We start from the raw sequence: 21426 nt of genomic DNA on the forward strand, positions 1-21426 counted from the left end.
TCTTGTGAGGAAGGTACAAGAGATCAAGTTGATCTGCCGCGTAATAGCTATGATGGCACACCATCATAAGATGTAGCTTAATTAAATCTAAACCTTATTTGATAATCTTTGGTCTAAAGTGTTCTAGCGGTCCTAGCGACTGAAGCGGCCGACTCCGCTGAAATGAATTGTGGCGAGCTTCGAACAAAGAAGAATACGTCCATGACTATATCCGGATAGTTATTTGAGGAAGATGCTATGAAACTATCGATTGGCAAAGTACTGGCTGCGCTGTCCGGGGTTATGATCCTTGTTGCGGGCGTACAAGGCATCTCCTCGATTATATCCATGGCTCAAATCGAAGATGGAATAGACGTCATCGTTCGCGAGCGCGTTCCTGGTTTCATCGTGATTGGCGCGATCAATGCTGACATCGGCACCATCAGAAACGCCCAGGCCGCTATTGTCATAGCGGATCCAGACGCACGTGCCGATTTCAAGGCAGAACTTTCCAAGGCTGACACTGCACTCACCGAGAAGCTGAAGGAATATCGCGAATACCTCGTAGACGATGCGGACAAGCAGCACTTCGAGAGCTTCAACGCGCGCTGGGCAGCTGCCCAAAGCAAGTGGGACCAAGTGCAGGCGCTCGTCGATTCAAACAAGATGGACGAGGCGAGGTGGTTGTTCGCCGGTGGCGCGCTGAACGCCTACAACCAGGCAAAGGTGACACTTCAGGAAGCAGTTGACGACATCGAGATGGATGTGCGCAATGAAGGCGATGTCACTGTCGCGACGGCCGGTGGCGCCATAACGCTTAACTATATCGCGCTGGGCGTTGCGCTGACGATTGGTCTTGGCGCCGCAGTCTTCGGCAATCGTTATATTGCAAGACCGCTGGTGCAGATGACGGCGGTGATGCGTCGATTGTCTTCGGGCGATACGCAAATCGATATCCCTGGCCGTCGCCGCAAGGATGAGATCGGCTCGATGGCGGATGCTGTTGAGATCTTCCGTCAGAGCGCGATCGAAAACCGGCGGCTTGAGGGCGAAGCGGACGAGAACCGCAAACGCGCCGAAGCAGAACGGCTCGAAGCGCAGCGAAAGGCCGAAGCTGACGCCGAGGAACGGTTGCGTGTGGCAACATCCGGCCTTGCAGCGGGGCTTCGTCGGCTTGCCTCTGGTGACTTGGCGTTCCGTCTAAACGAGAGCTTTGCCCCAGACTTCGAACCACTCAGAACTGATTTCAACCACTCCATTCACCAGCTCGGCAACACGCTCATGGAAATTTCGAGAGCGATCGAAACGATGAACAGCGGGACGCGGGAAATTGCCGAAGGTTCGGCGGACCTGTCTCGCCGTACCGAGCAGCAAGCGGCAACCCTGGAAGAGACAGCCGCGGCGCTTGATGAAATCACCGTTAACGTGGCCAACTCCACCAAGCGCGCTCAGGAGGCGACGGGCGCTGCCAGCGAAGCCAATCAGGCGGCCAAGGTCTCAGGCAACGTCGTTGCAGCAGCCGTCGACGCCATGCAGCGTATTGAACAGTCCTCGGGCCAGATCTCCAATATTATCGTCGTTATCGATGAGATCGCCTTCCAGACCAATCTGTTGGCCCTGAATGCCGGTGTTGAAGCAGCGCGCGCTGGCGAAGCGGGCAAGGGTTTTGCTGTCGTCGCCCAGGAGGTGCGGGAACTCGCACAGCGCTCCGCTCAGGCTGCCAAGGAGATCAAGGAGCTGATTGGCAAATCGTCGCACGAAGTAGAGAACGGTGTGAAGCTGGTTCAGCAGACCGGCGAGGCGCTCAAGACGATCAGCCATCATGTCGAAGCCGTCAATGTTCACATGGGCGCCATTGCCACCTCGTCTCAGGAACAGGCAACCGGCCTTTCGGAAGTCAATACGGCTGTCAACCAGATGGACCAGACGACCCAGCAGAACGCGGCACTGGTGGAGGAGACAACCACCGCTACCTCTGCGCTGGCGTCGGAAAGCGACCGGCTGCGTGCGCTGCTGGAGCAATTCAAGCTAGCCGAGCAGGGGCAGCGTGGCGCAGGTCGCGACGACCATATGCGTATGGCAGGGTGAAGTATGGGCGCCCTACATCTGTCCCGAAGGACGCTCCAACGCTAAGCCACATCCGCTTCGGCAACGTCCTGCCGGAGCGGGCGAAAACTCATTCGATGAAGCGAGCAAGCGCCATGCGCTTCGATGGCGCGAAGATGTACGGGCGTCCCGTAACCGGCATGGTGCTCGAAGCCATAAGCACTGTGGACGGTTCCGGCGCGCTCCATCATTCGATCTCTCGTGACCTTGGCGATGATCGAGGCAGCTGCAATCGACACCGATCGCGCATCCCCCTTGATCACAGCCCTGGCCTCACAAGACATGCCGGGCGGCTGGTCGCGCCCATCGGCCAGCACCAGTCGAGGTGCGAGTTCAAGTCCGAGTACGGCGCGGCGCATGGCATCGAGACTGGCGCGCAGGATATTGATTCGGTCGATCAGTACAGGACCGGATGACGCCACGGACACGATCGATGTCTCCACGATCTTCGTGAACAGTGCTTCCCGTTTGGCCTTGGTCAGCTTCTTGGAGTCATCGAGACCGTCGGGGATATTGTCGGGATCGAGAATGACGGCGGCGGCGACGACCGGACCAGCCAAAGGTCCGCGGCCAGCCTCGTCCGTGCCGGCAACAGGCCATAGCCCGCGCTGGCGTGCCTCAAGCTCCATGCTGAAGTCCGGGCTTGCCGGAGCAAGATCGAACAGGGCAGGAGAATCGGATGCTGTGCGTCGCTTCATGCGGCGGAAACTTGCACAGACACCCGATCTCCCGCAAGCCCCCGGTGCGGCGATAGACAACCCGTAGGGCGTGGTTGTCGTCCGTGGCGCAAGAGGCCAAGGTTGTTTCCCTATAGGGCGGCGGGAAACGATAATCGCACGCAAGGCGGCGGAACCGGGGGCAATGCCGGTACGTCAGGGACGCGCACCGAACATTTCTTCAAAAATTGGCTTCGGCGCGGCTACATGCAGACACGTCGAAAACCGGTTTGGTGGAGCAAGTTTGGCATGGGCGCGATGCTCCACCCTCAAAGCAAGGAGAGTTGCACGCCAGCACCGCCGGGTGGCGCAAAGAGATCATCGCGCAGCTGAATGCCTCTTCGAATGAGACCGAGCCTTTTGGTGGCCATCTCAAAGCGGCGGCTGATCTGCCAGGCATAAGGTCCAGCACCCTTCATGCGCTTGCCAAACTCCGCATCGTAATCCTTGCCGTCGCGCATCGAGCGCACCAGCGACATCACATGGCGGTAGCGATCGGGGTAATTGCGGAGCAACCAGTCGCGAAAGAGCGGACTAACCTCAAGAGGTAGCCGAAGCAGCACATAGGAGGCTTCAGTGGCCCCAGCGGCTTTGCCAGCCTCCAACACGCGCTCGATCTCGTGATCGTTCAATGCTGGGATGACGGGAGCCATCATCACAGCCACAGGTATGCCCGCCTCCGTCAGCGTCTTGATTGCTTCCAGGCGCCTGGACGGTGTCGAAGCGCGTGGCTCCATGCTGCGGGCCAGTTTGCGATCAAGCGTCGTCACCGAGATGCCGACCTTGACGAGACCCTTCTTTGCCATGGGCGCTAGAATATCGATATCCCGCGTGATCAGCGAGGACTTGGTAACGATCGCGACCGGGTGTTCCGCCTGGGCCAGCACCTCGAGGACCTGGCGCATGATGCGCCATTCCTTTTCGATCGGCTGGTAAGGATCGGTGTTGGTCCCAATGGCAATGACGCGCGCTTTATAGCCGGGCTTTGAAAGCTCCCGCTCCAGAAGTTTGGCTGCGTCCGGTTTGGCGAAGAGCTTGGCTTCAAAATCAAGGCCTGCCGACAGTCCCATATAGCTGTGCGTGGGCCGGGCAAAGCAATAGATGCAGCCATGCTCGCAACCGCGATAGGGGTTGATCGAGCGGTCGAAGGGAATATCGGGGGATTCGTTGCGGGTGATGATGCTGCGCGGCTTTTCCACCTGCACATCCGTTTTGAACTCGGGCAGGTCCTCGATGATATCCCAGCCATCGTTAAACGCTTCATGTTGCAGGGTTTCAAAACGACCACCAGGATTGATGCCCGCACCTCTGCCGCGACGACGATCGATCTCGATCCGCAGACCAGACTCATCTGCCAGAGCATTGGCAATATCCGGCGTATGGCCCGGCTGATAGGCAGCCTGCCCCGAAAGCACTTGGTGTCTCATCTGATGCTCCTGGCCGGCCATCGCCGGCAAATTGGATAAGAGATATCTAATCCAAACAGGAGAACAATACAAGAACAAAAATGGAGACGCGCTGCCGCGATGTGTGGTTCCCGAAAGCGGGCTTTGCTGACCAAGCATGCCGCGCGACGTCTACGGCGGTTTTGCAACAACGACATGCGTTAGAAGAAAGAGGTAGAGCGTAAGGAGCAGGTCTGAAAGATCGCGCCACGCCTTGAGGAAAATCGATTTGGGTTTGTCCGAGCGATGCTATAGGGATTTCATCGATCGGAACGCACTGCAAGTGACAGAGACATGCTGACAGTCATCATGGAATGCCGCAACAACGAAGCCCAACTTGCGCATACGCTTTCGGCGCTGGTGACGGGCGCGGTGAAGGGTCTGATCAGTGATGTCGTCATTCTCGACCACGCCTCACAGGATGGCTCTGCTCGCGTCGCGGAGGCAGCCGGTTGCCGCTTCCATCAGACTTGGGATATTGGCGACGTCATTCAGTCGATCCGCGGCGAGTGGATCTTGCTGATCGAGCCGGGCAGTCGTCCGCAAGGTGGCTGGATCGAGGATATTCTCGAATATATGGCGTTGAGCGAGCGACCGGCGCAGTTCTCTCCATCGCGCTATTATAGAAAGCCGTTTTGGGCGCGATTGCTGAGACGCGGTCCGCCTCTTGAATGTGGTCTCTTGCTCCGCAAACAGGACGCCACGCACCTGGCGAAGTCCGGACTTTCACTGAGCGAGTTTTCGAAATCCCAGAAGCCGCGCCGACTGACGGCGGAACTAGTCCCGGCCTGGGCGCTCAGTCCTACTCGATAATGATTAGCCCTTCGAGCGGCGCAGGTGTTCGTCTAGCCGGGGCATGATTTCCACGAAGTTGCAGGGCATGTGTCGGTAATCCAGCTGCGCTTTCAAGATGCCGTCCCACGCGTCCTTGCAGGCACCGGGTGAGCCCGGCAGAACGAAGATGAAAGTGGTATTGGCAAGCCCAGCGGTGGCACGCGACTGGATGGTGGAGGTGCCGATCTTATCGTAGGAGATGCGGTGAAACACTTCGGAGAAGCCATCCATGCGCTTGTCGAAAAGCGGTTCCAGCGCTTCCGGGGTCACGTCGCGCCCGGTAAAGCCCGTGCCGCCAGTGGTGATGACGACATCGATCTCGTCCGATAGCGTCCAGCCGCGGACCTTCTCGCGAATGGCGGCGACGTCGTCCGCCACAATCGCGCGATCTACCAGACGGTGGCCGGCTTCCTCAATGCGGGATGCCAGTGTATTGCCGGATTTGTCGTCCACCAATGTCCGGGTATCTGAAACAGTCAAAACGGCGATGCCGACTGGAATGAACTGCCGCTCTCCGCCCGCCTTCGTCTGGTTCATCACCTTCTCCCTGTAATCGTTTTCGTCTCTTGAACATACCACCCGGGTTTCCGTTCCCGAAGCGATACCGCCGCCGCTGCGGCCTTTTGCCAGGACGAAAAAATGCCGAAGCATGTGGCGCCCGAACCGGACATCCGCGCAGCATCTGCGCCCACTGAGCCCAGCATTGCCAGTACATCACCAATCTCCGGCAGAAGGGCGATAGCTGGCGGTTGCAGATCGTTCCTCAGCCCGGCCATCATCGATAGCCAAGACTCAACGTGGTCATCGCGGGGAACAGGAAGAGGCCCGTTCTGCTTGCTCTTCAGTAACCGGAAGATCTGCGGCGTAGAAACACCCTTGAGCGGATTGACCAACACCATCGCCAATTGTGGAAACTGCGGTAGAAGGATGATCTCCTCTCCGATCCCCCGCGCAATCAGCGATTTGCTGACAAGACACATCGGCACATCGGCGCCGAGCGTCAGTGCCATGTCGCTCAAGGTCTTGTCGTCGATATCGAGTTGCCAATGGCGGATCAATCCGCGCAAGGCTGCGGCAGCATCAGCCGAACCGCCGCCGATGCCTGAGGCGACCGGTAGGTTCTTTTCAAGGTGAATGGCGACCGGTTTTGTCGCGATATTGAGCTGCTTCGCGTAACCGCGCAGACTATCGCGCGCCTTCAGTACGAGATTGCTGGCCGCATCGGTCTGAAGAAGCTCCGACGCGAATCGTCCGGAAATCGAAAATCGGTCTTCGTCAGCATGGCGAATGCGTACGACGTCGCCTGCTTCGGTGAAGGTCACCAACATGTCCAGGAGGTGGTAGCCATCCTCCCTTTGCCCCGTCACATGCAGGGCAAGGTTGATCTTTGCCGGCGCGGCCTCAACAATGTCGACCGCTCCATTCCCATCGGTCGGGCCCATCCGACGTCAGGATTTTTTGTCCGGGGCAGGGGCAGGCGGCGCAGGTGGCGGTGGGGCCTGATCCTTCTTCGCGGTGTTCTCCGCATCTTTCTCCAGCGGCGGAAGACCGTTGGCGATCTTTTCCTTCACCTTCGCCTTGTCCACATCGTCGCTATCGCCGATCAGCGCGCGGTTCCACTGGTAGACGGCCTCCAGCTTGCGCCCGACACGCCAATAGGCGTCACCAAGGTGGTCATTGATCGTGGGATCACCAGCGCGCAGTTCGATCGCACGCTCCAGTTCGGTCACGGCTTCATCGAAGGCGCCAAGACGATAATGCGCCCAGCCAAGCGAATCGACGATGTAGCCGTCATTGGGGCGAAGCTCCACCGCGCGGCGGATCATGTCGATGCCCTGGTCGAGGTTCATGTTCTTGTCGACCCAGGAATAGCCGAGATAGTTGAGAACCTGCGGCTGTTCCGGGTTGAGTTCCAGCGCCCGCTTGAAGTTCGGCTCTGCCTTGTCCCACTGCTTCAGGCGCTCGTAGGCGATGCCGCGCTGAAAGAAGATCGTCCAGTCGGACTTCTTCGGAACGGCACCGATCACCTCGACGGCCTTGTCGTAATTGGCGGCCATCGCGGCATAATCCTTGGCGTCGGAAAGGACTGCGCCATAGGCGAGGTACGAACGGATATCCTCGGGATCGGATTCCAGCAGCGATTTCAGATGCTGACGCGCCTCATCAACCTTGCCGGTCTGCGCCAGCGTCAGGCCAAGCTGCAATTCGGAAATGCGGTGCATCGGCGAATCGGCCGGCACGTCGCGATAGAACTCGATGGCGCGCTCCGGCTGCTTCTGCGCCTCTGCCAAGCCGCCGAGGAGAATGAGCGTGTCGGCGCTCTTCGGGTCGAGTGCGCGCGACGCCTGGAGATAGAGCGTCACGATCTCTTCGGCACCTTCGCGGTTCAGCGCACCCGCAATTGAGAACATCACGGACGCAGCGCCATCTACGGCGGTTAGAACCTGCTGATCGGGCTTGTCACCCTTTTCGATGCTTTGGCGCAGTGCCTTCAAGGGCGCATAATTCGGAGCAAAACCGTCGCCGACAGCCATCGTGTCCAGCGCCTTCTGCTTGTTGCCGGCTTTTGCTTCCAGCCGCGCCAGTGCCATGACCGCGCGCATATAGGTATCGGTGGCAGTCGCACCGCCCTCACGGTCGGCCACCGCTTCGCTCAGGCTCTTGCGAGCCGCGTCCGTGTTGCCGGTCACCAGGGCAATAGCGCCCGCATTGTATTTCTGGAAGATCGAGAACCAGCCCGGGCCCTTCATGCCATTGACCATGGCAAGAGCTTCCTTGCTTTTGCCGGCACCGGCACGCGCCCATGCTGCAAGCAGTGTGTTGACCATACGGTCCAGATCGTTCGGGCCGCTATATTTCAGGATTTTCTCTGCGGAGGAAAAATCCTTGTGCTTGATGGCGGCGAGTGCGCGAACGATCGTCGTCACGCGCTCAACGGAGCTATCGTCCTTCAGGCTGTCGGCAATTTTTGCGCCCGCCTCGAAATCGCCGCTCAACAGTTGGGCGATCATCAGACGCTGGCGAATTTCGGTGTTGGCGGGATCGAAATCCAATGCCTTCTGGTAGAGGGTGATTGCAGTCGCGTAATCCTGGTCAACATCCGCGGTTCGGGCAGCCAGAAATGCGCCGGAGAAGGTTGTGACCCGGCCGGGATCGAACTTGACGGCCTCTTCGGCCTGGTCGGCAGGCTTCGTCTCCGCCAGCGCGGCAGAGCCCGCGCCAAGCGTGAGTGCGGCAATGAAGGCCGCGCTGCAGAAAAGACGAAATGCTGGATTGCGCCGCATGAAGGAACCCTTGATTGTGTGCTTCCGCACTGAAAAATCAGCTTCGAACTCGACAGAGCTGGGCGCCACATCCGCCCTTGGTGACTGCTGAGGTTGAGATAGACACGCCATCGAAAACCGGAATCGGTTCAGAAAGCCATGCATCACGTCATGATAGAATGGCTTTTTTGAAGCGGGGCTGCAACAAAATCTGCTGCCACTCTCCATTTCCCCGACGCTTCCCCTTAGAGGAAAACTCTGCTGCAGCCCTCAGTTGACGCGCTCGATGCAGAAGTCGATCACTTCCATCAACGCATCCTTCCACGGGCTTTTCGGCAGCGGTGCCAGGGCATCGCGGGCAATCGTGCCGTAGTGGTTGGCGCGGGAGATCGTGTCCGTCAGACCATTATATTTCTTGATGAGACCCAGAGCGACCTCGAGATTTTCATCCGTGCTTTCGCCATTCTCGATGGCGCGCTTCCAGAACGCCCGCTCGTCGGTCGTGCCACGACGATACGACAGGATGACCGGGAGGGTGATCTTCCCCTCGCGGAAATCGTCGCCCGTGTTCTTGCCGAGATCGGCGGCCTTGCCGCCATAGTCCAGCACGTCGTCGACCAGCTGGAAGGCAAGGCCGAGATTCATACCGTAGGATTTCAGCGCACCGCGCGTCGCCTTGTCGGTTTTGGCAACGATTGGTCCAACTTCAGCAGCGGCCGCAAATAGCGCCGCCGTCTTGGCGCGGATAACCTGCAGATAGTCGTCTTCCGTCGTTTCCATGTTCTTGGCGACGGAAAGCTGCAGGACTTCGCCTTCGGCAATCACCGAAGCGGCGGTGGACAATACGTCGAGCGCATCAAGAGAGCCGACATCAACCATCACGCGAAAGGCTTGGCCAAGCAGGAAGTCGCCGACCAGGACGCTCGCCTGGTTGCCCCAGATGGTACGCGCCGTGGATTTGCCCCGGCGCAGATCGCTCTCATCCACCACGTCGTCATGCAGCAACGTTGCGGTGTGCATGAATTCGACGCTGGTCGCGAGCTTGATATGGTGGTCGCCGTCGTAACCAAACATCGATGCAGAGGCGAGCGTCAGCATGGGGCGCAAGCGCTTGCCACCGGAAGAGATCAGGTGGTTTGCCACTTCCGGGATCATCTGCACATCCGATCCGGCTTTGGAGAGGATCAGTTGGTTGACGCGTTCCATATCCGGACGGGTCAGGTCGACAAGCGGCTTGACGGATGCGAGTTTGTTTTTGCTTTCTTCAAGCGGTATGACGACGCCCAACGGAACGGACTCCTATTCGATTTCGGTTCTGACAATAGAAAGCGACGATGGTGGCGGCAAGTGTGGAATCGCCTCATGACCTTCAAAAATATGGGAATGTGGAAACTCTTTGATGCGTGAATTGATCCGAACAAACGACGCCGTCCTGCTTTCTTTTGCAGAAAGCCTGATGAAGGATGCTGGCATTCATTGCCTGATTGCTGACCAGGGGATGAGCATCCTAGAAGGTTCGCTCGGTCTTCTGCCCCGCCGCTTCCTCGTCGAGGATGACAGGTCCGAGCAGGCGCGTCGGATCCTGATCGATGCGGGCCTTGCCGACGAACTGCGGGACGAGGCCTGATCTAGGATGACGTCGGAGACGATCGACGCATTCCACCGCGGCCAATTTCATCTGGTCCAGCCAAAGGGCAGGGGACACAGGGCAGGCATGGATGCCATGCTCCTCGCCTCGCTCGTAGCCGATGACATACCTTGCCGCGTGGCCGACCTTGGTGCCGGCGCGGGTGCGGCGGGTTTCGCCGTCGCTGCTCGCCTGAAACAAGCGGATGTCACGCTCTTCGAATTTGCATCCGAGATGGTCGATTTTGCCAGGCGCAGCATCGCGCTTCCGGAAAATGCACACCTTGCCGACCGCCTGGAGGTCCGCCAGGCGGATGTGACGTTGCGGGCCAATGCCCGCACTGAAGCCGGTCTCATCGATGATCATTTCGATCACGTTATCATGAACCCGCCTTACAATGACCCCGGCGACCGCAAGACACCGGACGCGCTCAAAGCACAGGCGCACGCCATGACCGATGATCTCTTCGAGCATTGGATCAGAACGGCGGGCGCAATTCTTCTCCCAGGTGGGCAGCTTTCCCTCATCGCCCGACCGCAATCGGTGGCCGAGGTTATTGCCGCCTGCGGCCGTCGTTTCGGTGGCCTTGAGGTCACGCTCATTCACCCAAGGCCTGGCGAAGACGCCGTCAGAATGCTCGTGACGGCGATAAAAGGCTCGCGTGCCCGCCTGAACTTCCGTGCGCCGCTAATCATGCATGCGGAGGAGACCCACGCGTTTTCGCCTCTCGTCGATGATCTGAACAACGGTCGCGCCGCCTATCGCCGCAACGATAGAAGTCCTCGGGCTCTCGGCTAAAGTCGTCGTCCAAAACGCTATCCGGCAAAACGAATTTTATCCCCGCCATTGCGTTTGCGAGCGCGATACATACATCCCTCTTCAAGATAAACGACCAAGAGGATGAGATGGCCGGGTTTTTGAAGCGCATTGTGCCGAAGCGATTTCGCAAGCAGGAATTGGTGGTTCCAGTGGTGCGCATGCACGGCGCGATCATGGCCGGCGGCAGCCAGCTTCGACCGGCTCTCAATCTTGCAGGCTATGCGCCATTGCTTGATAAGGCCTTCGGCATGAAGGATGCGCCGGTCGTCGCCATCTCTTTGAATTCTCCCGGTGGCTCACCGGTTCAGTCACGGATGATCTACAACCGAATCCGTCAACTGGCTGAAGAGAAGGACAAGAAGGTCTTGATCTTCGTCGAGGATGTCGCAGCTTCCGGCGGTTACATGATCGCGCTCGCAGGTGACGAAATCATCGCCGATCCAACCTCCATCGTCGGCTCGATCGGCGTCGTCTCCGGGGGCTTCGGCTTTCCCGAAATGCTGCGCAAGATCGGTGTGGAGCGCCGTGTCTATACGTCCGGCGAGAACAAGGCGATCCTCGATCCCTTCCAGCCGGAGAAGGAAGGTGACATCGAGTATCTGAAGTCGCTTCAGTCTGAAATCCACAATGTCTTCATCGATATGGTCAAGCTTCGCCGTGGTGCGAAATTGAAGGACGATCCGGCGCTGTTCTCCGGCCTGTTCTGGACAGGCATGCGCGGCGTCGATCTCGGCCTCGTCGATGGTCTTGGTGACATGAAAGACGTGCTGCGTCGACGCTATGGCGAGAAGGTCAAACTGCAACTGATCAGCGGTGCAAGAAACCTGTTCGGCAAGAAAGTGCCGGGCGTCGATCTTTCCGCCCAGGCAATCGCCGCTTCCGCCGCTTCGGGACTTGCAGAGGTTGCGCAAGAAAAGGCATTGTGGGCACGATACGGTTTGTAACGGACGCGATTTAAATGGCCCAATTGATAACGCTCGCCCTGCTCGTGATCGGGGCGATCATCCTCTATCGCCGCTTTGTGACGGATGCCGAGAAGCTGTCCGCCAAGTCTAAGCGGCAGGAAAAGGAGCGCCAAACGGGCGCGACCGGCACTTTGGTCAAGGACCCGACGACGGGGGAATATCGCGTCAAGAGAGAAGACGAGGTTTAAGCGGAAGCGTCTTTTGCGCGCGGCAATGATCGCTACCCTTGCTGATCATCAGTGTACTCCCTGAGGAGCCTACAACTGTGAGGGCGCATCGCCGGCTACCAGCCGCCGCCACCACCGCCCCCTCCGCCAGAGCCGGAAAAGCCGCCTCCCGAGAAACTCGATGATGACGACTGTGGGATCGTTGCCGAAATGGTCGATGCCACGGAGGACGAGAACGCGCCGATCCAGTCGCTGGGGCCTTTCACGCGACCATAGTACCAGCCCGGCACATAGTTTGCCGAATCCTCTGTCGCTTTTGAAAACCACCTCTCGAATGCCTCGGTCCAAGGTTCCTCGACATTAAGCGCCACCGCATAGGGCAGCAGCGTCTCAAAATGCTGCGGCGACATTGTCGGCGCCCCTTGCATGTTCATCCGGTCTTTCTCCGCGACACGCAAATAGAGACGCAAGCCTTCAATCTCATCCATGACTTTACGACCGAGCGGCGTCGGAGCACCCATCAATGAGAAGAAAAGCATGTTGGTCAGGACGATAAGGCCAGCAGCGCCAAGGCCAATCGAGTTCGGATCGTGAGTGATCTCGAACCAGACGGCTCCTACGATGTACCCGCTAAATGCGACGATTCCGTATGCCAGCAGCGATAACAGCGCAATCCCGCCGAGCTTGTCCTTGAGCGACGCCTTAGGGTGCAGGAGGTCCCCGATCCAGATCGTGAACAGCGCGATGGTTACCGGCACAAATACGTAAGCGACGAGCATGAACTCCCACATGTCGTCTTTGTGTTGAGAGAAATACACCGTTCCAACCACGAGGGCCGCGCTGACAAGAAAGCCTACGACGCTGTAAATGGTGTTGCTCTTGAAGTACCTGCCTCGGTGTTCCTTCTCCACGGCAGCGAAAAAACGTGCTCCCATTTTCTCAACGGTCCTGCCGTTATCCTCGTTAATGGTGAAGCTATGACCGGGTGGCCCGATGGTCGTGAGCAGTGTTCTCTGGCCGACAGGCAGGCTGTCTTCCATTTGCTTGTGCGTGCGATGCATAATGATGGCGTCGTCCAGATTCTCGATCTCGACATAGCCTTTTACGGCAAGATCGAGCGCGCTGGCAGAAACGGCCGTCCAGCCGTCTTCTTCAAAACCCTGATGGTCGATATAGTTCATCAGCCCAGGTGAGACACCCTCAGGCGGGTCCCAGCGCGGCACGACGATGCCCGCGGCAGGATCTCGGCCAACCGCGTGCCACGCCTTGAAGTAATAGGCGAGTACGATCAGTAGACCGACGCATCCGATGATCATCGTCTTATGATCGCGCATCCACCATTCACGTTGGAGCACAGTGGACAGTGTATCAAGCACACCCTTCGGCAGCTTCACCGCCACTGTCATACCTTCGCCCTTGCTGAAGGGGCGGGTCGCTACGAACGAGATCCTGTTGTCTTTGGTGAAGACGTGCGCATCCTTGCCCACTGCGCCAGGCGGCCCGGTGAAAAATGCGGTCTCGCTCGGGCTTGCTCCCTCCGGCAACAAGATGGTGGCGGAAACATCCCGCATCGGAAAGTCCCAGCCGGTCCCTGTCACGTTCCAGGTCAACTCGTCATAGGTGTCGAAGTGGCGGATCTGTCTGTCGGTCGTGTAGGTGATTTGAAAGACATGATCGCCCTTCGTCAGCACACGATCGGCGTCACCAACATAAATGCGAATACCGCCATCAATCCATTTCGTATCCCAGTATTCCATCGCACCGTCACGCTTCACCGAAACGACATTGAATCCGACTTTGGTGAGCTTGCCGTCGCCGTCCAAGGTGTAGAGCGGGAAATCCCGATAGATACCGTGCTTGATCCGATCCCCTTCCGCCCGGGCCTTGATGGTTTCGGTCACGGTCAAATCGCCATTTTTGGCGATGTTGACTGTCGAAACGTAGGAGAGAATGAATTCTTCAGCAGAGGCCGGCAGTGCCGTGGTCAAAAAGAAAAACAGCGCAAGAAATCTGGCAAAAATGGTCGTCACGTAAAGTCGTCTCCAGATGTCCGGCTGTCGTCAAGTCGTATAGAATAGTTGGATGGCGCCAGGCTTTCTCAGCCGCGGGAGCGTTGGTGCTCGTCGGAACACTGCTGACATGACGTCCGCCCTTCGGGCCAAAATACGAAATGTCGAAGCTTGAGCGTTTTACCAACCGCCTCCACCGCCGCCGCCACCGCCAGAGCCGGAAAACCCGCCGCCGCCTGAAAAACTCGATGACGAGGAGCTGGGCGGTGCCGGAATGGTCGAGGCAATCGTGGAGGCCATGGAGGAAGAAAATCCCCCGATCCTGTCGCCAAAGCTGTTGTAGTTGCCGTTATACCAGGTCGGCGCATAGGCCGCAGCACCGGCGGATGCAGCGGCAAGCCACATCTCGAAAGCTTTGCTCCAGGGCTTCTCCACACCAAGCGCCACTGCATAAGGCAACAAAGTCTCGAAATGCTGGGGCGACATCTGCGGCGCGCCCTGCATGTTCATGCGGTCTTTCTCAGCCACGGTCAGGTAAAGCCGTAAGCCCTCGATCGCATCCATCAACTGCCGGCCAAGCGGAGTGGGTGCGCCCATCACGAGAACGAAGAGCACATTCAAAAGCACGATGAGCGCCAGCGCAACGACTGCCAGCGTGTTGGCATCATGGACGTGATCGAAAAAGATGCGGCCAACGACGCCGGCGATCAGCGAAAATGCCAGAAAGCCGGAGATGGCCATGAAGACGATGCCGCCCAGGCGCGAAAGAATGCCCCGTCCGCGCCGGCGCTGCTTGCCGTAGATCGTGGCGCTGACGGCAAAGAACACCGCGGCCATGGACAGCGAAATGATGGTGCCGATATCGCCTTCATCGAAACTGCCAAAGAGCAAGGCGGCGACGATGACGCCAAAGCTGAGGACAAGTCCGCCGACGATATAGCTGCTATTGCTCCTGTAATATTTCCCGCGATGCTCTTTCTCGATGGACGAGCGGAAATCCGACCCGACTTTCTGCACCGTCTCGCCATTCGCCTTGTCGATGGTCAGACTATTGCCGGGAGCACCGATGGAGGACAGCAATGTCCGTTGACCGACCGGCAAACTGTCCTCGATCTTCTTCTCCGTGCGGCGAATGATCAGGCCGTTCTTGAGATCTTCGATCGTGACGAAGCCTTTGACCGCAAGATCGAGTGCCGTCGCAGACAGCGCAGTCCAGCCGCCGTCCGAAAAGCCGCGTCCATCGACATAATTTACCAGCGCGGGTGACAGGCCCTCTGGCGGATGCCAGCGCGGTACGATCAATCCTTCCGCCGGGTCCCGTCCAACCGCTGACCAAGCCCTGTAGTAATAAGCAAGAACGACCAGGAGGCCGAGACCGGCGATGATGAGGGCGAGGCGATCGCGCAGCCACCATTCCCGCTGCTGCGAGGCGGAGGGCGCATCCAGCACACCCTTCGGCAGCTTCACCGCCACCGTCATGCCTTCGCCAGGATAGAGGGGGCGGGTCGAGGCAAAGAAAGCCTCATTGCCTTCGGTGAGGGTGCGCGCATCCTTGCCCGTGGCGCCGAGCTTGCCGGTGTAGACAGCCGTACCGCTCGGTCTCGCGCCCTGAGGCAGAGAGATAGTGGCCGAAATTTCTCGCATGGGAAATTGCCAGCCATTGCCGGTGACGTTCCAGGTCAACTCATCATAGCTATCGAAGTAACGAATCTGCCGGTCGGTGGTATAGGTGATCTGGAAGATATGCTCGCCTGTGGGAAGCAGGCGATCGGCGTTGCCGGTATAGATGCGAATACCGCCGTCGATATTCTCCGTATGCCAGTCTTCCGGCGCGCCATCGCGTTCCACGGAGATGACCTTGAAACCGACTTTCGTCCGGTTGCCATCCCTATCGAGCGCGTAGAGCGGAAAGTCGCGGAAAATGCCGCGCTTGATCCGGTCGCCTTCTGCCCTCGCAGTAATTGCCTCCGTCACCGTCAAGGTGCCGTCTTTGGCGACATCGACGATGGAATGATAGGAACTGATGAACTCCTCTGCGGAGGCCGGTAGCGCTGCCGCGAGAAGGAAGAAAAGCCCGAGAAGTCTGACGAACATGGTCTTCACGTGCTGTATCCCCTGATGGTGCGTTCTTCTCGAACCGTTCAGCCTCGAGATGCCTGCTTTAAACCGGCTTGTCCACTTCCTGATAGGTGACGCCGAGGGAGGCGAGCGCCTTCCAATATCCCGGATAGGTCTTGCCCACGCAGGCGGGGTTCTGGATGGCGATGCCGCTCGTCTTCAAGCCCGCCAGTGCAAAGCTCATGGCGATGCGATGGTCGTGAAACGTGTCGATAGACGCGTGAACCGACTGTCCCGCGAGTGCCGGATCGGCGTGCACGATCAAGTCGTCACCCTCTTCATGCGCAAGGCCGTCTCTGATCTGATTAAGACCAAGAGAGAGCGCCCGAATGCGATCGCATTCCTTGACGCGCAGATTGGCAATGCCGACGAAGCGCACCGGCGTGTTGTTATAGGCGGCTAGCACGGCAATGGTGGGAATGGCGTCCTGCATCTGGCTGCCGTCGATTTCGGCGGGCAGGTTTGGGAATTGCGCCATTACCGCATGCGCCTTGGCATCCGGCTGGGTGAAAGCTTCGGCCGGCGTTCCGATATCGATCTCGCCGCCGGTCAGCAACTCCGCCCCCCAGAGATAGGTCGCTGCAGATGCGTCGGGCTCGATGTGAAAATCCGTCGCCTTGTAGCCGGTCGGGTGTACGCGCCATATGGCATTGCTGACGCGCTCAACCTTGGCGCCGAAGGCTTCCATGGCCGCAACCGTCAAATCGATATAGCCCTTGGCCCCGATATCCTCACCCGCCAGGATGATATCGAGCGGCTGCGCGCCGCAAGGGGCAGCCATCAGAAGCGCCGAGACATATTGGCTTGAAAGATTGCCGTCGATCGTCACGCTGTCCTTGGTGAAACCCTTACCGTTGCCCTTGACCGTCACAGGCGGGCAGCCGGTCTGCGCTTCCGCCTCGATCCCCAATTCTGTCAATGCGTCCACCAGTGGCTTGATCGGACGCTTGCGCATATGCTCGTCGCCATCGACGACGACCGTGCCGTTCACCGATGCGACCGCCGCTGTCAGGAAGCGCGTCGCCGTGCCGGCATTGCCCAAGAAGAGGCGCTTTTCGGGTGCGGTGAGAATGCCCGAGCTCTCAACGACGAAGCTCGTCGCGTCCGGCTCCGTCACCGTCACACCCATCGCCCGCAGGGCTTGCGCCATGTAGAGCGTGTCGTCGCTTTTCAGCGCGCCCGTCAGTCTGCTGGTACCTTTGGCGAGGCCCGCCAGAAGCAGCACACGATTGGTGATGGATTTGGAGCCGGGTGGCTCAACCTTGCCGGAAAGCGGTTGGCCGGGCGGGGTGATGGTCAGTTCGATCATGGCTTTATCGTCTTCTTGCCAGCGGACTGGCGATCGTTGTCAGAATTTCACGGAGGGAACGGCGCGGTCGGCCTCATTGGTGATCTCGAAGTAAGGCGCTTTAGAAAAGCCGAACTGCCCTGCGATCAGATTGGAGGGAAAGCTTTCCACCTTGACGTTAAGCTCGCGCGCAGCACCATTGTAATAACGGCGCGACATCTGGATTTCGCTCTCCAGCGTTTCGAGCGAGCGCTGCAATTCGACGAAATTCTGGTTGGCCTTCAGGTCTGGATAGGCTTCCGCCAGCGCGAACAGCTTGCCAAGAGCTTGGCCGAGCAGTCCTTCCGCCTGAGCACGTCCTTCTACGTCTCCGGCAGGCACAGCCTGCGCCCGGTTGCGAAGATTGACGACCTCTTCGAAGGTGGTTTTCTCGTGGGCTGCGTAGCCCTTCACCGTTTCGATGAGATTGGGGATAAGGTCGGCGCGGCGCTTCAACTGCACGTCGATGCCCGACCACGCCTCCTCCTTCATCTGCCGCGCTTTGACGAGGCCGTTATAGGTGAAGACGACATAGATCGCGATAAGCGCGACGATGGCCAATGCAGTGAACATGCAAGCTTCCCCCTCACGAAATCCGGCGAGCCGCAACCATCAGGTGCTCCCCGCTTCACCACCTGACTGTTCAGCGCAAGACGATGAAGACCGAGATCGATCTTCATAACGCGTCGCGCTTAAAGGCGTCAGGCCGCCTTGTTCCAGTTCAACCCACCGGCTTCCGTCATCAGGAAGGCTTCGCCGCAAGCCTTCGCCAGCGTGCGCACCCGCAGAATATAGCTTTGGCGCTCGGTCACAGAGATCACGCCGCGCGCATCCAAAAGGTTGAAGACGTGTGATGCTTTGATGCACTGATCATAGGCGGGAAACACACATTTGTGCAGCATCTGATTGGCATTGTCGCCCGGCGCACCGGCAGCCAACAGTGCCTGGCACTCCTTCTCGGCGTCGATGAAGTGGCGATGCAGCATGGCCGTGTCGGCATATTCGAAATTGTGACGTGAATATTCCTGCTCAGCTTGCAGGAAAACGTCGCCATAGGAAATCTTTTCCTCGCCCTCACGACCGTTGAAGTTCAGGTCGTAGACATTGTCGACACCTTGGACATACATGGCGAGGCGCTCGAGACCATAGGTCAATTCGCCGGCAACAGGCGAGCATTCGATGCCGCATACCTGCTGAAAGTAAGTGAACTGCGAGACTTCCATGCCGTCGCACCAGCATTCCCAGCCAAGGCCCCAGGCGCCAAGCGTTGGGCTTTCCCAGTCGTCTTCCACAAAGCGCACATCATGCAGCAGCGGGTCGAGGCCAATCGCCTTCAGCGAGCCGAGATAGAGCTCTTGGAGGTTCGATGGGTTCGGCTTCAAAATGACCTGGTACTGGTAGTAATGCTGCAAGCGGTTGGGGTTCTCGCCATAGCGACCGTCCGATGGGCGCCGCGATGGCTGCACATAGGCAGCCTTCCATGGCTTGGGACCGAGCGCACGCAACGTCGTTGCTGGATGAAACGTACCCGCGCCCACTTCCATATCGTAAGGCTGCAACACCGCGCAGCCCTTGTCCGCCCAGTAATTATGCAGCGTCAGGATCAGCGCCTGAAAGGAACGCTTCGGGTTCATATGGTCTGGAACGTCGGTCATTGCGATCATCTTGGGTCAACAGAGGATAAGTAAGGACTTACTTCGATTGCGGACAGGTGCCATGGCAAGGGTTGCGGGTCAAGAACTTCCGTCACGCTGTAGCAGTAGAGCAGAGTACCGTCTCGCCACGCTCGTTCCGATATTTACATTGTGCATCCGTCGCAAATTTTGCTAGCAGAGGCCAACCGAAAATCCGAACCCGAATATCTCTGACACCGGAAAACCGATATGCCCGATCTTCTGCTTGAACTCCGCTCCGAGGAAATCCCTGCCCGTATGCAGCGGAAAGCGGCTGGCGATCTGAAGAAACTCGTTACCGATGCGCTGGTGGAGGCGGGCCTGACCTATGAGGGTGCGCGCGAATACTGGACGCCGCGCCGCCTGACGCTGGACATTCGTGGCCTGACCGCCCGCTCCGCCGATGTGCGCGAGGAGAAGAAGGGGCCGCGCACCGACGCCAATGAAAAGGCGATCGAAGGCTTTTTGCGCGGCGCGGGCTTGAGCGATATCTCGCAGGCGCAGGTCGTTTCCGACCCGAAGAAGGGCGATTTCTATGTCGCCATCATCAACAAGCCGGGTCGTGCCGCCGAAGAGATCATTGCCGATGTGATGCCGGGCATCATCCGCACCTTCCCCTGGCCGAAATCCATGCGCTCCGGCGCTGCCTCCATGCCGAAGGGTTCGCGCTATGCCGGTATCGACGGCAAGGGCTCGGAAAGCCTGCGCTGGGTGCGCCCGCTGCAATCCATCGTCTGCCTGTTCGGACCCGAGCATGACGAAACGCAGGTCATTCCCTTCGAGATCGATGGCATCGTCGCCGGTAACGTCACCTATGGTCATCGCTTTCATGCGCCGGACGCCATCACCGTGCGCCGCTTCGACGATTATGTAGCGAGCCTGGAAAAGGCGAAGGTCATTCTCGATGCAGAGCGCCGCAAGGACATCATCCTGCATGATGCCAAGGATCTCGCCTTCGCCAATGGTCTCGACCTCGTGGAAGACGAAGGCCTGCTGGAAGAGGTCTCCGGCCTGGTCGAATGGCCGCAGGTACTGATTGGCACATTCGAAGAAGACTACTTGCAGATCCCGGCGGAGATCATCCGTCTGACGATCAAGACCAACCAGAAATGCTTCGTCACCCGTCCGCAGGGCGCGGAAGAAGGCTTGTCGAACCGCTTCATTCTGGTGTCCAACATCCAGGCCAGTGATGGTGGCAAGGAGATCGTTCACGGCAACGGCAAGGTGGTGCGTGCACGCCTGTCGGACGCCAAGCACTTCTGGACGCGCGACCAAGGCGATCTGCCGGACCTCGAAACCTTGACGGATTCCGCGAAGAAATTCGACCTTGATCTCAACAAGCCGCTCGACCAGCGCATGGCAAAGCTTGACGCGCTAAACGTCACCTTCCACGCCAAGATTGGCACGCAGGGCGAGCGCGTCACGCGTATTCGCGAACTGGCAAAGCAACTCGCGCCCGTCATAGGCGCCGATGCTGCTCTCGTTTACCGGGCCGTGGTTCTGGCGAAGGCCGATCTGCGCACCGAAGCCGTCGGCGAATTCCCGGAACTGCAGGGTCTGATGGGCCGCAAATACGCCCTCCTGCAGGGCGAAAACGAAAGCGTCGCTGCGGCGATTGAGGACCATTACAAGCCGCAAGGCCCGTCCGATCGCGTGCCGTCCGATAAGGTCGCGATCACCGTGGCGCTCGCAGACAAGCTGGATACGCTTGCTGGCTTCTGGGCGATCGATGAAAAGCCAACCGGCTCCAAGGATCCGTTTGCACTACGCCGCGCAGCTCTCGGTGTCGTGCGCATTCTGCTGGAGCGCAACGTCCGCTTGCCGCTGCTGACTGTGGTCAAGGACGCCGATCTTCTTTCCTTCTTCCATGATCGTCTGAAGGTCTATCTTCGTGATCTCGGCGCCCGCTACGATCTGATCGAGGCGGTGCTGACACCGGAGTCCGATGACCTGCTGATGGTGGCCCGCCGTGTGGAAGCTCTGACCGCGTTCATCACCGGTGAGGATGGCAAGAACCTGCTGGCCGGCACCAAGCGGGCGACGCAACTGCTGGCCGCCGAAGAAAAGAAGGGCACCGTTGTCGCCGATGGCGTAGCGGACGACCTCCTCAAGCTCGATGCCGAGAAGGCGCTCCATGCGGCGATCAAGACGGCTTCTGCCGATGCGGCCAAGGCTGTCGCGGCGGAAGACTTCCGCTCTGCCATGCAGGCACTGTCGACGCTGCGTGCGCCCGTCGATACCTTCTTCAACGACGTTCTCGTCAATGACGAAGACGCTGCCATCCGCGCCAACCGTCTGGCACTGCTGAAAGCGATCCGTGAAGCCACGGGTACAGTCGCGGATTTCTCCAAAATCACCGGATAGAAGGTGCAGCGCTG

The 21426-nt window shown here is 58.8% G+C and carries 18 protein-coding genes; 7 read left to right on the top strand and 11 right to left on the bottom strand.

All coding sequences use genetic code 11. The annotated features are described in order from the left end of the window. Positions 1–237: 237 nt before the first annotated feature. Complete coding sequence (locus tag WKI41_RS15660; RefSeq protein WP_340194412.1) at positions 238–2067, top strand: HAMP domain-containing methyl-accepting chemotaxis protein; 1830 nt, start codon at positions 238–240, stop codon at positions 2065–2067. Between the two features lie 41 nt (positions 2068–2108). On the opposite strand, the gene WKI41_RS15665 is transcribed toward WKI41_RS15660, so the two are convergent. Further along, positions 2109–2783 (bottom strand): ribonuclease HII, encoded by a 675-nt coding sequence (locus tag WKI41_RS15665; RefSeq protein ID WP_340194413.1) that lies wholly within the window; start codon positions 2781–2783, stop codon positions 2109–2111. 287 nt (positions 2784–3070) lie between these two features. Continuing rightward, positions 3071–4228: a PA0069 family radical SAM protein gene (locus WKI41_RS15670; protein ID WP_340194414.1), complete on the bottom strand. Its 1158-nt coding sequence runs from the start codon at positions 4226–4228 to the stop codon at positions 3071–3073. Between the two features lie 312 nt (positions 4229–4540). Here WKI41_RS15670 and WKI41_RS15675 point away from each other — a divergent pair, with 312 nt between their 5' ends. After that, on the top strand, positions 4541–5059 hold the full coding sequence (locus WKI41_RS15675) for a glycosyl transferase (protein WP_340194415.1): 519 nt from the start codon (positions 4541–4543) through the stop codon (positions 5057–5059). Positions 5060–5062: 3 nt separating this feature from the next. On the opposite strand, the gene moaB is transcribed toward WKI41_RS15675, so the two are convergent. The 4 genes from moaB to WKI41_RS15695 all read right to left on the bottom strand — a co-directional run bounded on the left by moaB (position 5063) and on the right by WKI41_RS15695 (position 9630). Next, positions 5063–5617, bottom strand: a complete 555-nt coding sequence (gene moaB, locus WKI41_RS15680; protein WP_340194416.1) for a molybdenum cofactor biosynthesis protein B — start codon at positions 5615–5617, stop codon at positions 5063–5065. After that, on the bottom strand, positions 5617–6522 hold the full coding sequence (locus tag WKI41_RS15685) for a 4-(cytidine 5'-diphospho)-2-C-methyl-D-erythritol kinase (RefSeq protein ID WP_340194417.1): 906 nt from the start codon (positions 6520–6522) through the stop codon (positions 5617–5619). Before WKI41_RS15685 ends, moaB begins: the two co-directional genes overlap by 1 nt. A 6-nt stretch (positions 6523–6528) precedes the next feature. Further along, positions 6529–8364 carry a tetratricopeptide repeat protein gene (locus WKI41_RS15690; protein WP_340194418.1) on the bottom strand — a complete coding sequence of 612 codons (1836 nt, stop codon included), beginning with the start codon at positions 8362–8364 and terminating at the stop codon, positions 6529–6531. A gap of 249 nt (positions 8365–8613) precedes the next feature. Further along, positions 8614–9630 (bottom strand): polyprenyl synthetase family protein, encoded by a 1017-nt coding sequence (locus WKI41_RS15695; RefSeq protein WP_340194419.1) that lies wholly within the window; start codon positions 9628–9630, stop codon positions 8614–8616. Between the two features lie 112 nt (positions 9631–9742). Here WKI41_RS15695 and WKI41_RS15700 point away from each other — a divergent pair, with 112 nt between their 5' ends. The 4 genes from WKI41_RS15700 (at position 9743) to WKI41_RS15715 (ending at position 11942) form a co-directional block, all read left to right on the top strand. Continuing rightward, positions 9743–9970, top strand: a complete 228-nt coding sequence (locus WKI41_RS15700) for a DUF2007 domain-containing protein (protein ID WP_112358867.1) — start codon at positions 9743–9745, stop codon at positions 9968–9970. A gap of 6 nt (positions 9971–9976) precedes the next feature. Further along, on the top strand, positions 9977–10768 hold the full coding sequence (locus tag WKI41_RS15705) for a tRNA1(Val) (adenine(37)-N6)-methyltransferase (RefSeq protein WP_340194420.1): 792 nt from the start codon (positions 9977–9979) through the stop codon (positions 10766–10768). Between the two features lie 107 nt (positions 10769–10875). Further along, the gene (locus tag WKI41_RS15710) at positions 10876–11733 is read left to right on the top strand and encodes a S49 family peptidase (RefSeq protein WP_340194421.1); all 858 of its coding nucleotides are present in this window, start codon (positions 10876–10878) and stop codon (positions 11731–11733) included. Between the two features lie 14 nt (positions 11734–11747). Continuing rightward, positions 11748–11942 (top strand): NfeD family protein, encoded by a 195-nt coding sequence (locus tag WKI41_RS15715; protein ID WP_062425942.1) that lies wholly within the window; start codon positions 11748–11750, stop codon positions 11940–11942. 95 nt (positions 11943–12037) lie between these two features. Here the strand turns inward: WKI41_RS15715 and WKI41_RS15720 are convergent, their stop codons facing one another. From WKI41_RS15720 to WKI41_RS15740, 5 genes are all read right to left on the bottom strand, one after another. Continuing rightward, the gene (locus WKI41_RS15720; protein ID WP_340194422.1) at positions 12038–13951 is read right to left on the bottom strand and encodes a DUF2207 domain-containing protein; all 1914 of its coding nucleotides are present in this window, start codon (positions 13949–13951) and stop codon (positions 12038–12040) included. A 159-nt stretch (positions 13952–14110) separates the two neighbouring features. Beyond that, positions 14111–16033 carry a DUF2207 domain-containing protein gene (locus WKI41_RS15725; RefSeq protein ID WP_340194423.1) on the bottom strand — a complete coding sequence of 641 codons (1923 nt, stop codon included), beginning with the start codon at positions 16031–16033 and terminating at the stop codon, positions 14111–14113. A gap of 58 nt (positions 16034–16091) precedes the next feature. Next, entirely contained in the window at positions 16092–17357 is a 1266-nt protein-coding gene (locus tag WKI41_RS15730; protein ID WP_340194424.1) for a 3-phosphoshikimate 1-carboxyvinyltransferase, read from the bottom strand. Positions 17358–17396: 39 nt separating this feature from the next. Beyond that, the gene (locus WKI41_RS15735) at positions 17397–17948 is read right to left on the bottom strand and encodes a LemA family protein (RefSeq protein WP_340194425.1); all 552 of its coding nucleotides are present in this window, start codon (positions 17946–17948) and stop codon (positions 17397–17399) included. 128 nt (positions 17949–18076) lie between these two features. After that, a complete protein-coding gene (locus WKI41_RS15740; protein WP_340194426.1) occupies positions 18077–19039 on the bottom strand; it encodes a glycine--tRNA ligase subunit alpha in 963 nt (320 codons plus the stop codon). Positions 19040–19258: 219 nt separating this feature from the next. On the opposite strand from WKI41_RS15740, the gene glyS reads away from it, so the two are divergent. Beyond that, complete coding sequence (gene glyS / locus WKI41_RS15745; RefSeq protein WP_340194427.1) at positions 19259–21412, top strand: glycine--tRNA ligase subunit beta; 2154 nt, start codon at positions 19259–19261, stop codon at positions 21410–21412. Positions 21413–21426: the final 14 nt, after the last annotated feature.

The sequence above is a fragment of the Agrobacterium larrymoorei genome (assembly GCF_037722385.1).
GTDB lineage: Bacteria > Pseudomonadota > Alphaproteobacteria > Rhizobiales > Rhizobiaceae > Agrobacterium > Agrobacterium larrymoorei_C.